This is a genomic window from Clostridium sp. LXY-7, assembly GCF_056172015.1.
Window position 1 is genome coordinate 517,412 of sequence record NZ_JBLLJL010000001.1, and the last position, 13,070, is coordinate 530,481.

The following is a 13,070-nucleotide window of genomic DNA, read 5'->3' on the forward strand; positions in this document are numbered from 1 at the left end:
AACTCTCATAGCAAAGATAATGAATTTAAAATCATAAGGAGAAAATTCATATGAAGTATGGAGATAAGATAATAGAAATGCAAGGCATTATATGTGAACTGCATGATGGTTCAGTCTCAATAGATTTAAAGGGAAGATTAGGCTTTTTAAAAGTCCCAATGAGAATGCTTATAACAGATTATCCTTTGAAGCTAGGTCAAGAGGTTGGGTTTAAAATGAGTTTTCTTGAAGTATTAAGTGAAAATTCAAACGATAAGTATATAAGAAATATTAAAACTAGAGATAGAAAGGAAGGGAAAGAATATGACTAGTGGACTTACGGTTATAAAAGGATTACAATCAGAAATTTTTGTACCTATAACTCCACTTCCAGTATGGACTCCTGTTACTAAAGGACTTAAGGATATGAAAATTGCTTTTGCAACGGCTGCTGGAGTACATTTAAAGTCAGATAAGAGGTTTAATTTAGCAGGTGATTTTACCTTTAGGATAATACCAGGAAATATAAATACAGATGAATTAATGGTATCTCATGGAGGATATGACAATGGAGATGTTAATAAGGATGTTAATTGTATGTTTCCATTAGATAGATTAAGAGAGCTTGCAGAGGAAGGTTTTATTAAGGAGATTGCTGAGACCCATATAGGCTTTATGGGCGGCGGAGGCAATCAAGAAAAGTTTAAAAGTGAAACAGGGCCTGAAATTGCAAAATTACTTAAAGAAGAAGGGGTAGACGCAGTGGTATTAACTGCTGGCTGAGGAACTTGCCATCGCTCTGCTGTACTTGTACAGAGAGCAATTGAGGAATCGGGGATTCCTACGATAGTAATAGCAGCACTTCCACCAGTGGTTAGGCAATCAGGTACACCGAGGGCAGTTGCGCCACTTGTACCAATGGGAGCAAATGCAGGAGAACCTAATAATCCAGATATGCAAAAGGCAATATTAAAAGATACGCTTAAGCAATTGATAGAAATAGATTCAGTAGGAAAGATAATTTCCTTACCTTATGAATATATAGCTAAAGTTTAATTAAATAATCTTAGCATAATTTTTTTATAACACTAGATTAAGATAAACGGTGGTTACATGAATAAAGAAATTGAAATAAGAAAATTGATAATTAAAACTTTTCATATGAAAGAAGTAAAGTTATCAGAATACTCATATAATTATATAGAGAATAATACTCTTTATATAGGAACGGGGAGTAATAATGAACTAGTCACAAAGGAAAATAAATATGTGAAAGAAATTCAGATAAAGCTAGTGCAACCTGATGAAAAAGACATATTTGTGAATTCTATCATGGATTTTAGTCCTATTGCTACTAAAGTGTTAGGAAAGCTTGGAGAAGGTATTACTCATGTTTTGACAGGGGTTTGTGTAATGCTTACAGGAATTGATGAAAATGGAGTCCAGATAGCAGAGTTTGGTTCATCAGAAGGAATATTGAGTGAACAAGTATGTTTTGATAGAGCAGGTACTCCAGCTAGTGAGGATATTTTAATTCATCTAGATGTGGTAGTTAGATCAGGAATGGGTACTGTTAGGGAAGCTATAACAGAAGTGCATAGATTATGTGACATGTTTATCCAAGAAATTAGAAATTTCTTAAAAGCTATGAATGGTAGATTTTGTGATGAAAGATATGAGTATATAGACAAGATTAAACCAGATAAAAAAAAGGTGGTAATTATAAAACAGGTTGCAGGTCAGGGAGCTATGTACGATACCTTATTATTTTCAAAGGAAGTAGGAGGCTTTGAAGGAGGAAGATCTGTTATTGATTTAGGAAATATGCCTGTAATTTTAAGTCCGAATGAATATAGGGATGGAGCCCTAAGGAGTATGCATTAGGAGGTAAGATCATGGGAGTTGGACCATCAACTAAGGAAACAACACTTCATCATTTTAGAGATCCATTACTTAAAGTTGTTTCAGAAGATTTAGATGTAGATTTAATGGGAATTATCATAGTTGGAACTCCCCAAGATAATGAACAGAAATTGTTTGTTGGGCAAAGAACTGCACAATGGCTTGAGGCAATGAGGGCTGATGGAACAATTATTTCAGTAGATGGATGGGGAAATAGTCATGTGGATTATGCTAATACCATTGAAGAAATTGAAAAAAGGAATATACCAGTTGTAGGATTAAGTTTCATAGGAATCCAAGGACAGTTTGTTGTTTCAAATAAATATATGAGTAATATTATAGATTTTAATAAATCTGAACATGGCATTGAGACAGAGGTGGTAGGTGAAAACAACGTAACAGAGAGGGATGCTAGAAAAGCTTTATCAATTTTAAAATTAAGAATGAGAAAAAATGAGAAGAAAGGCTAGGTGTGAATGATGGATGCTGTAAAATCCATTCATGTTATTGATTCTCATACCATGGGAGAACCAACTAGAATAATCATAGGTGGAGTACCCATAATTCCTGGGAAGACCATGCCAGAGAAAAAGGAGTATTTAGAGAAAAATTTAGATTATATAAGAAGCACCATAATGTTAGAGCCAAGAGGACATGCTGATATGTTTGGCTCAATCATTACGCAACCAACCTTAGAAGAAGCAGATTTAGGTATTATATTTATGGATGCAGGCGGCTATTTAAATATGTGTGGACATGGTTCTATTGGAGCATCTACAGTGGCTGTTGAAACAGGGATGATACCGGTAACAGAACCCTACACAAATATTATATTTGAGACTCCGGCAGGGTTGATAAAAGCGAGAGTGAAGGTTGAAAATGGAAAGGCTATAGAATCTACCATAACCAATGCGCCTTCATTTTTATATAAGAGTAGTTTAGAATTCAATATACCAGATTTTAAAAAGATTAAAGTAGATATAGCATTTGGAGGAAGCTTCTTTATTTTAGTTAATTCTGAAGAAATAGGTATTGAAATCTGCCCAGAAAATGCTCGAAAAATTAGTCATATAGCAATGAAGATCAGGGATTTTGTAAATAAAAATTGTATCATTGAGCATCCAACTTTAAAGCATATAAGAAAGGCGGATCTAGTCGAAGTCTATGGACCTGCCAAAAATCCTAAAGCTCATTGTCAAAACGTAGTAGTATTTGGGGATGGACAAGTTGATAGATCACCTTGTGGAACTGGTACCAGTGCAAAAATTGCCACCTTAGTTGCAAAAGGAGAACTTAACCTAAATGAGGAGTTTGTCTACGAATCTATACTTGGCACAATATTTAAGGGAAGAGCTGTAGAAAAGGTAACAGTTGGAGAGTATGTTGGAATTATTCCAGAGATCACAGCTAGTGCCTATATTACAGGATTTAACCATCTAGTTATTGATGAAGACGATCCTTTAAGATATGGATTTAAGTTAAAATAATAAGTTAATTGACAAAAATAATCAGCAGAACTATAATGAAGGCGTCAGGTTATATTTGTAAAATTTTCATTGTATTATATGTAATTTCTATTTATTGTTAAACCTAAAGTAGAAGTTTTTTATATGTATATAGGGGGATAGTTATGAGCAAGATAGCATTTTTAGGTGGATCATTAATTGACGGTAATGGGAAAGAGGCAATAACAAATTCATTGGTATTAGTAGAAAATAAAAAGATTGCATATGCAGGACATATGAAAGAGCTTGGAGATGAATATGAGAGGATAGATATTAGTGGAAAAACTATAATGCCTGGGCTTATAGATACTCATCTTCATTTTAGCGGAAATAGAACAGATAATGATAGTGATTGGGTTTTAGAGCCAGTTATTCAAAAGTGCATTGTAGCTGTGGCTCAAGCGAGAGAAGCTCTTGAACATGGATTAACTTCAGTGGGGGAAATTTCAAGATTCGGTATAAATATTAGAAATATGATTGAGGAAGGGATTATTCCTGGGCCTCGTGTGGTAGCTACAGGGTTAGGTTTTTGTAGAACTTCAGGTCATGGAGATTCCCATAGGCTGCCCTTAGATTATAATAATGCATCTCATCCTTGGGCAGAGAGAGTAGATGGGCCATGGGACTTACGTAAAGCTATTAGAGTAAGGCTTCGTGAAAATCCAGATGCCATTAAGATATGGTCTACAGGTGGAGGCATTTGGAGACATGATGCTAAAGCTCATTCTCATTATTCAATGGAAGAAATTCAAGCAGTGGTGGATGAATGTAATATGGTAAACATTCCAGTATGGTCTCATGCTGAAGGGTATGAAGGAGCATTAAACTCATGCAAGGCAGGAGTTTCTACTATAATTCACGGTCAAGAACTAAATGAGGAGTGTTTAGAGATAATGAAGGAAAAAGATATAACCTTTTGTCCGACTCTTCAATTTTTCTTTGAGTGGTTCACAGTGTATGAGCCTCCTTATAGACCAATTCATGATAATTATCCAGGAAATACTACTGCAGAGAAAGAACTTAATCGTATAATTGATAATTTAAAAAATGCAAATAAAAAAGGCATTAGAATAACGGTGGGATCGGATTCATTTTGTAGTAGTTTAACTCCTTATGGAAAATATGCTATTACAGAGATGTATGCATTAAACAGCGCAGGACTTACGGAGATGGAAACAATAGTAGCAGCAACTAAAAATGGAGCTGAAATGCTTAATATTGATGACATAACTGGAACTCTAGAAGCTGGAAAATTTGCTGATATAATAATTGTTAATGGAAATCCACTAGAGGATATACATAGAATATCTAGTGATAATATGGAAGTCATAATGAAAGAAGGAGCATTTATAAAAAGAAACTACAATTAAGGTATTTCAGCTTTATACCTGAATTATCTTTGGTTGCAGAGATTAATGGAAAGATAGTAGGCCAGGCATTATTGACTAAAGCAGCTATAAAAGAGTTTTACTAAAAGTTTAGTAGAACTCTTTTTAATGTTAGGGGATATTTAACAAATTATTTATTGAATTTAATGTAATTAATATATAATATTATAATTAATTACAAAATATACAACATAATTTTAAAATGAATTTTAATTTTATTAAGATGATATTTAAGGGGGATTTTATGAGACTATCAAATTTAAATAGGTATTCTGATTTATTAAAGGGGTATACGGAGTTAAGGTGCCAAGAAAATTCATCAATTAATGTAATGCTAATGAATGGCAATTTAACTCAAAATATTAAAACTTCATCAAGTGGTGTTTCTGCTAGAGTGAATGTAAATGGAGTTTGGGGATTTGCATCTAATTCCAATATTAGTGATGAAAGTATCAGACAAGTCTTAAAGCTTGCAAGACAAAATGGAGAGTTTTTAAATTCAAAATCTATAGCAAAAAATAGAGAATTAATAACCTCAAATCACTCCATAGAAAAATCCTTCGCTACACAAAAGAGAAGATTAACTCAAAAAAAATTAATAGACTTTGCAAAGGAAGTAGATAATTATATTTCAAAAAAGTATAAAAATTTAATTAGTAGAACTGTAATGATTAATGAATTAAATATGGAAAAGAGGTTAATTACATCTTCAGGAGCTGAGTTATATTCATTTTTACCAAGGACCATGTTTATTGTTAGTTTGGCTGCAAATGATAATAGTGGAAATCCAGTGGAGTTAAGTAAAATATACGGTGGATTAGGTCAATTTGAAGATAATTTTAATAAGCCAGAGGAGCTATATAAGAAAATAGATGAACTTTACAATATGCTTATGGAGAAAGTTGAGGGAGTTTATGCCGATGCTGGATTAAAGGAGTGTATACTAGCTACAGATATAGCAGGAATATTAGCTCACGAAGCTATTGGACATACCACAGAAGCAGACATTGTCTTATCGGGTTCTATAGCAGGAGAGTATATGAATAAACAGGTTGCTAGCCCTATAGTTACTTTAGTAGACTTTGCTAATACTGCTTTTGGAAATACTTGTCCTGTACCTATATATATAGATGATGAAGGAACTAAGGCTGAGGATGTAACCATAATAGAAAATGGAATTCTTAAAGGCTATATGCATAATAAAGAGAGTGCAAATCATTTTAATGTATTACCAACAGGAAATGCAAGAGCTTATCAATTTTCAGATGAACCAATAATAAGAATGCGAAATACTTGTATACTTCCAGGTACTGATAAGCTTAATGATATGATTGCTTCCGTGGAAGATGGATATTATCTCATGAAGCCTACTAATGGGCAAGCAGATGCAACTAGTGAATTTATGTTTGGAATAAGCATGGGATATGAAATAAAAAATGGGAAATTAGGAAAAGCCATAAAAGATACAACCATATCAGGAGTGGCATTTGAAATGCTAAAGACTATTTCTATGATATCTGACGATTTTTTATGGGCAAGTGGAGGAATGTGTGGGAAGAAGCAGCCTATAACTGTAGGTATGGGTGGACCTGCAATTAAATGCAAGGTGAATGTAGGGGGAAGATAGTATGGAGAATAGAGAATTAGCCTTATGGTGTATAGATAATGTAATTAAGCAAGGGGCAGATAAGGCCCAATGTATTCTAAGAAATAGTAAAAAGTATGAACTAAACTTTGGCAATGAAGGCATCTCTCTTCTAAGGACAACTATAGATGCCAATATAGCCTTAGTAGCTATAAAGGATGGAAAGAAATCTACTATATCTTTGAATAAAATAGATGAAGATGCTATAAATGCAAAGATAAAAGAACTTATGGATATGTGTGAATCAGCTGAAGTTGATGAGTGCAATGATATTGCAGAATTCCAACCTAAAGAAGAATTTAATCAAGGAGATAATGAACCAGATTTAGAGAAAATGTATAGAGTTACAAGCTCATTTTTAGATAAATTAAAAAGTGAGTTTCCACAAATTAAGTTTATGGATGGAACTGTAATGGAGTTTAATAGTAGTGAAATTATTTTCATGAACTCAAATGAAATAGAGTTTAAAATAACAGAAGGAATATATGAGACTAGTATAGTTTTTCTAGCTAAAGAAGGTGGAAAATCTACATCATTCACAGATTTTGGGTATTCTTTCAAAGAATTGCCAGATGATCTTATGGAATATGGAGACGTAAGGCAGAAACTTAAAGATATAGTTAGTCAATTACATTGTAAGAGCATAGGAGAAAAATTTGTAGGGGATATAATTTTGACTCCAGAGCTTGTAGTTGAGATGCTTTATTATTATAAGATAAAATTTCTTGGAGATGGAGCTTTAATAAATGGCACAAGTATATTGAAAGACAAATTAAATGAGAAAGTAGCTGATGAAAAACTTACAGTAAGATGTGTTCCTATAGGTGAGGAAATTCCTTGTAAAAGTTTTATAACTATGGATGGATATAAGACTGAAAATATAAATCTAATAGAGAATGGAGTATTAAAATCTTTCATGCTAGGCTTATATGCAGCAAAGAAAATAGGAAGAGAAGTTGCAAAGACAGATTTTAATTTAGTGGTTGATAAGGGAGATAAATCACTAGAAGATATTATAAAATCAACTAAAAAAGGAATAATTTTAGGAAGATTTTCAGGAGGAATGCCCGCTACCAATGGAGATTTTGCAGGGGTCGCAAAAAATAGTTTTTATGTTGAAAATGGAGAAGTTAAATATGCTATAACTGAAACTATGATAAGCTCAAATTTATATGATATGTTTAATAATATAGAGATCATATCAAAAGAAACCTTAAATACAGGAAGCTATATAACACCTTGGATGAAAATTAATGGGGTCAATATTTCAGGAAATTGATAGTTATCAGTTGATAACGACTAATGTAGATAATTGAAAGTTTAAAGCAATGAAAATAAAACACTTAGAATCTAAAACTCCTAAGTGTTTTATTTTTATATTGATATACGTCTACCATTCCCTTCCAGCATCATCACTCATTGAATTCACAGTGCCTTTTGGATATAGAACTGAGTAATGACTAAGGGAAGGGTTAGGCATTGCATCTGTAGGAGCCTTAAATACAAATAAGATTTTTAGCTCTTCTGTAATTTTGCAACCTATAATCTTTTCGTTATTATCTGTAAGAATTTCATATTGTGGCTCACCAAAAGATTTTATTGTATCATCTAGAGTTATACTTTTCAAAGTTTCATCAAAGGAACGAATTTCAAACAATTGCATTCCTTTATTGCATCCAAATACAACGTTTTTTGCATCATAAGTAAAATAAGTACCTTTCGCTAAGCTAACATAGTCACTTTTATCTTCTTTTCCCCATTGTTTTTCAATGTCATCTATTACATTATATTTAACTTTAAAATCGCAGTTTATAATTTTACCATCTTCTGCACTGGTTAGAATAGCTGATAAAAGTGAATCTACAGAGGGCGATTTTGAAGTTTTATCTGAACTTTCTTGTTTTGGCTTTTTGGAACTTTTTTTTTCTATTGAATCGGAATTTTTAGTAGAATTTTTTAGAGTTGACTCACTAATTTTTATATCTTTATCAGGCATATTACCATCTAAAACAATAAATGCAGTAGTAAATATGCTAATTAGTGCTAATATAGTTAAGGAAATTATGCTAAATTTTTTCATAAAACATGGCTCCTTTATTATAGCAATACATAATACATTACATATAAGTATATATTTAGAAAAAGTATAGGTTTAGAATATAAAAAATATTTTAATTATTGTAATAACATTTATTATATATTATAATTAAAGTGATAATATTACAAATTTATTAAGGAGGGTAGAAATATGAATATTTGCTTTGTTGATAAAATGAAAAAAGTTAGAGCAACTTCCATAAGAATTTCAGCAAATTCTTTATTTAACGGGATAGGTGCGTCTAAAATTTCATATTTGAAACAATAGTAAGTAATTCATCTTTTACCAGAAGCATTTAAATAAATAAGATAAATATCTGGGTAGGTGTAATCTTACCCAGTTTTTTTATGCTGTTTTAAGCTAAAGTGTAAGGTCTGGGTAAGTAATTGCTTGCCCAGATTTTTTATATCAAGTAATCCTCAGTTTCAGGTGGAGTCTGATTAAAAGAAATACTGTACTCCTCTAAAGCTTAGAAAAACTTATTTAGAAAAGTAGCTATGGAATAGAAAATTCATTGAGCAGTTATAGGGCAAGTGTAGCGCTTACTAGAGATTTAGATATATTTATTTGAATCTAAAATTAATTAATAAGTATAGCCTAAGAAGGTAAGGAGGAGTTTATATGATCGAATTATCATTAAATAATGTAATGAAATACTTTGGAGCAAATTTAGTAGTAAAGGATATTTCCTTTGTGGCTCAGCAAGGAGAAAGAGTAGGTATTGTAGGCAGAAATGGAAGTGGAAAAACCACCATATTAAAACTGATTACAGGGTTAGAGAAGATAGATGGGGGGGATATCTCTATAAGAAAAGGTGCAACCCTTGGATATTTAGAGCAGATGCCAACCTATGAAAAGGATTATAAGGTTATAGATATATTAAATGCCGCCTTCAGTAATCTATTTAATATGGAAGAAGAGATGAAAGAACTAGAGGAGAAGATGAAATCCGTAGAGGGGAATGAACTTGAGAGAATACTTAAAAGATACAGCGAATTGCAATATAAATATGAGGCCATGGGAGGCTATGGGAAGGAAGAAAAACTTAGTAAGGTTTCCACAGGATTGAAGTTTAGTGAGGAATTCTTGAATAAGTATTTTTATATATTAAGCGGTGGAGAAAAAACTACCGTAATGTTAGGAAAGATATTATTAGAAAATCCAGATATATTAATACTAGATGAGCCAACAAATCACTTAGATATGGAAGCTTTAGAATGGCTTGAGGAATATTTAAGGGAGTACAAGGGTACTGTTTTAATAGTTTCTCATGATAGATATTTTTTAGATAGTGTAACTACTAAAATAGTTGAGATTGAAGACTTAGAAAGTATAACTTATATGGGGAATTATACATCGTATATTAATGAAAAAGAACAACGGCTATTATTAGAATTAGAAGCCTATAAAGAACAACAAAAGAAAATAGATTCTATGGAAGAATCAATTAAAAGACTAAGGGATTGGGCTATAAGGGGAGACAATGGAAAATTTTTCAGAAGAGCAGCTAGTATGCAAAAGAGAATGGATAAAATGGAAAAAGTAGATAGACCAGTTACAGAAAAACAGAATATGAGGCTAAATATCTCCATTAATGAACGGTCTGGAGAAGAAGTAATAAAGGTGGAAGGTGGGTCAAAAGCCTTTGGAGAAAAGGAACTATTTAAAGAAGCCAATATGTTAATAAGGTATAAAGAGAAAGTCGCATTTATAGGACCTAATGGTAGTGGGAAATCAACATTCTTAAAAATTTTGTTAGGAGAAGAAAATATAGATTATGGAAAAATTAATCTTGGCGCTAATGTTAAAGCCGCATATTTACCACAGGTTATAAATTTTAAAGATAACAATATGACGGTACTTAATTGGTTTAGAGAGGATATAGAAATTTTAGAAGGAAAGGCAAGAGAATATCTAGCTAAATTTATGTTCTTTGGTGAAAGTGTATTTAAGAAGGTGGGGACTTTATCAGGAGGAGAAAAAAGTAGATTATTACTAAGTAAATTACTTTTTCATGATGTAAATCTTCTAATACTAGATGAACCTACAAATCACCTTGATATAGATTCTATAGAAACTTTGGAGGAATCACTTTTAGAATTTCAAGGAACTATATTTTTCATATCTCACGATAGGTATTTTATGAATAAAATATGTGAGAGAATAGTATCCTTAGAGGATAAAAAATTTGTTAATTACCTAGGAAATTATGAGTATTATAAAGCTAAAAATAATGAAAAGAAAAAATTTAAGGAAGAAAAAATAGTAAAAAAGGAAAAGATCCAAAAGTCTAGACAGGTTGATGAGGAAAAACAAATTGAAAATAGGAGAAAAAAGTTAGAGGAAAGTATAGAAATTTTAGAGGAAAATCTTAAGGAAATTGAAAATAGAATGAATTCCTTAGGAGGAAATTTTGAAGAGATAGATAGATGCTATAAAGAAAAGCTTCAATTGGAACATGAATTAGAGGGAGCTATGAAAAAATGGTTGGCAATTAATTAAATAAACTGTCCAGTATATATTTTATACTGGACAGTTTATTTATGTTAGAAAATAATAAAATAATAATTTTGGATAAATTAATATAATAAAAAAATTTAGCACAAATAAAATATATGTTTTGACAATAAATCAAAAAAATTACATAATGAGATAAGAAACATTGTGAAATGGGGGGAATTTAAGTGTTGAACAATTTAAAAGTAAGAAATAAAATATTTATGGTCTCTTTAATTATGATGATACTTATATTTATAGTTGGAATTATAGGATTAGTAGAAATTAGAAAATCAAATGAAGAAATAAATTCTTTATACAACAATAACTTACGTGCAATTCAACATCTTAATGACAATAGAACTCAAGATAGAGCAAGTGAAGCTAGTGTATATAGTATGATCTTAAGAGTTGAAAAGCAAGATGAACAGAAAACTGAGTATAATAATATTTTAAAACGGGATAAAACCTTTGATGAAAATTTAGAGAAATATAGAAAGATAAATCTAGATGATTACCAAAAAGATAAGCTAGCAACATTAGAAAAGGATTTAAAGAAGTATAGAGGAGCAAGGGAAGTAGTAATTAACCTTGCATTACAAGGTAAAAGAGAAGAAGCTCTAGAACAATGGAAACAGGTTCAAGGAATTATAGCTAATGATTTCAGAGAAAAACTTACAGATTTAGCTGACTATAATGAAAAATTAGCCAACAATACTAAATTGAAAAGTGACACTGATTATGAACTTCTGTCAAAGCTTTATATTTCATTATTAGTGATTGCCATGGGGCTAGGTATATTATTTTCAATAATAGTAGTAAGGAATATTACAAGACCTCTAAATATAGCAGTTAAACAATTAAAGTTAATAGCCGATGGAAACTTTTCAAATAAAATAGGGAATAGATTAATAAAGAGAAAAGATGAATTAGGCAGTATATTAAAAGGAATAGATAGTATGCAAAGTTCATTAAGCATTCTAATAGATAGCGTTAAAAATGAATCCTATAGTATAGATCAAGTGGTAGAGAATATTAATATTAATATAAATGAATTGAATGGAAATATAGAACAAGTATCAGCAACTATAGAAGAAATTTCGGCAGGAATGGAAGAGACAGCTGCCTCCTCAGAGGAAATGGCAGCCTCATCTCAAGAAATAGAAAGATCTGCATATTTTATAGCAAATAAATCGGAAGAAGGAGCTGTAGCAGCAAGGAAAATTAGTAAAAGAGCGGAGCAGAAAAAATTAGAGTTCTCATATGCTATGAAAAAAACTGACGAGATATTTATGAATTCAAAAATAGAGTTAGAAAATGCAATGGAAGATTCAAAGATAATAAAAGAAATAGGTATTTTATCTGAGTCAATAATGAATATAACTGAACAAACAAATTTATTGGCATTGAATGCGGCAATAGAAGCTGCTAGAGCTGGAGAGGCAGGAAGAGGTTTTTCAGTGGTGGCAGAAGAAATAAGAAAGCTAGCAGAACAATCAAAGGACACTGTAACACAGATACAAGATATAACTGAAAAAGTTATAAAGGCTGTAAATAGGCTTTCTAGCAGTTCAAGTGGATTACTTAAATTTATGTCAGTAGATGTAAATAATGAATTTAAAGCCATGTTAGAAGTTACAGAAAATTATAGTACAGATGGACAGTTTATAGATAATCTTGTAGTTGAGTTTAATTCTATATCTGAAGGGCTACTAGCTTCAATCCAAGAGATTATTAAAATAATAGATGGAGTTTCTGTAGCTTCATCTGAAAGTGCTGATGGAATCATGGAAATAACAGATAAGGTTATGCATGTTAACAATAAATCTAATGAAGTAATGAACTATGCATTACAATCTAAAGGTAGTGCTGAAAATTTAAAACAGGAAGTTGAGAAATTTAAAATATAGATTAATATAAAATTATTGCAATCTATATAAATATAAATCTAAATATTGATTTTAATGCTATACTAATGTTTAGATATATAAGTATAGCATTAAAATATTAGTCAGCTTTAATATATAGTTTTTAAAAGAACAATGTAATAGTTGATG

At 31.3% G+C, this 13,070-nt stretch carries 11 protein-coding genes; 10 read left to right on the top strand and 1 reads right to left on the bottom strand.

The window, feature by feature from the left end:
* Positions 1-44 precede the first annotated feature (44 nt).
* The 8 genes from ACI48Q_RS02505 to ACI48Q_RS02540 all read left to right on the top strand — a co-directional run bounded on the left by ACI48Q_RS02505 (position 45) and on the right by ACI48Q_RS02540 (position 7,698).
* On the top strand, positions 45-311 hold the full coding sequence (locus ACI48Q_RS02505) for a CBO2463/CBO2479 domain-containing protein (protein WP_474918325.1): 267 nt from the start codon (positions 45-47) through the stop codon (positions 309-311).
* On the top strand, positions 304-1,035 hold the full coding sequence (gene prdB, locus ACI48Q_RS02510) for a D-proline reductase (dithiol) protein PrdB (RefSeq protein ID WP_474917462.1): 732 nt from the start codon (positions 304-306) through the stop codon (positions 1,033-1,035). The genes ACI48Q_RS02505 and prdB overlap by 8 nt, the downstream gene beginning before the upstream one ends.
* Before the next feature lie 57 nt (positions 1,036-1,092).
* Positions 1,093-1,863: a proline reductase cluster protein PrdD gene (gene prdD, locus ACI48Q_RS02515; RefSeq protein WP_474917463.1), complete on the top strand. Its 771-nt coding sequence runs from the start codon at positions 1,093-1,095 to the stop codon at positions 1,861-1,863.
* A gap of 11 nt (positions 1,864-1,874) precedes the next feature.
* Positions 1,875-2,351, top strand: coding sequence for a glycine/sarcosine/betaine reductase component B subunit (locus tag ACI48Q_RS02520; protein WP_474917464.1), 477 nt, complete (start codon positions 1,875-1,877; stop codon positions 2,349-2,351).
* Positions 2,352-2,360: 9 nt separating this feature from the next.
* Positions 2,361-3,368: a proline racemase family protein gene (locus ACI48Q_RS02525; protein ID WP_474917465.1), complete on the top strand. Its 1,008-nt coding sequence runs from the start codon at positions 2,361-2,363 to the stop codon at positions 3,366-3,368.
* A 143-nt stretch (positions 3,369-3,511) separates the two neighbouring features.
* Entirely contained in the window at positions 3,512-4,756 is a 1,245-nt protein-coding gene (locus tag ACI48Q_RS02530) for a metal-dependent hydrolase family protein (protein WP_474917466.1), read from the top strand.
* A gap of 262 nt (positions 4,757-5,018) precedes the next feature.
* Positions 5,019-6,401, top strand: coding sequence for a TldD/PmbA family protein (locus tag ACI48Q_RS02535; protein WP_474917467.1), 1,383 nt, complete (start codon positions 5,019-5,021; stop codon positions 6,399-6,401).
* Position 6,402: 1 nt separating this feature from the next.
* Positions 6,403-7,698 carry a metallopeptidase TldD-related protein gene (locus tag ACI48Q_RS02540; RefSeq protein WP_474917468.1) on the top strand — a complete coding sequence of 432 codons (1,296 nt, stop codon included), beginning with the start codon at positions 6,403-6,405 and terminating at the stop codon, positions 7,696-7,698.
* Positions 7,699-7,809: 111 nt separating this feature from the next.
* Here ACI48Q_RS02540 and ACI48Q_RS02545 read toward each other — a convergent pair whose 3' ends face one another.
* A complete protein-coding gene (locus tag ACI48Q_RS02545; RefSeq protein ID WP_474917469.1) occupies positions 7,810-8,499 on the bottom strand; it encodes a YjgB family protein in 690 nt (229 codons plus the stop codon).
* Between the two features lie 639 nt (positions 8,500-9,138).
* Here ACI48Q_RS02545 and abc-f point away from each other — a divergent pair.
* Together abc-f and ACI48Q_RS02555 are read left to right on the top strand one after the other, a co-directional pair.
* Positions 9,139-11,019 (top strand): ribosomal protection-like ABC-F family protein, encoded by a 1,881-nt coding sequence (abc-f, locus tag ACI48Q_RS02550; RefSeq protein ID WP_474917470.1) that lies wholly within the window; start codon positions 9,139-9,141, stop codon positions 11,017-11,019.
* A 182-nt stretch (positions 11,020-11,201) separates the two neighbouring features.
* Positions 11,202-12,923 (top strand): methyl-accepting chemotaxis protein, encoded by a 1,722-nt coding sequence (locus tag ACI48Q_RS02555; RefSeq protein ID WP_474917471.1) that lies wholly within the window; start codon positions 11,202-11,204, stop codon positions 12,921-12,923.
* Positions 12,924-13,070 lie beyond the last annotated feature (147 nt).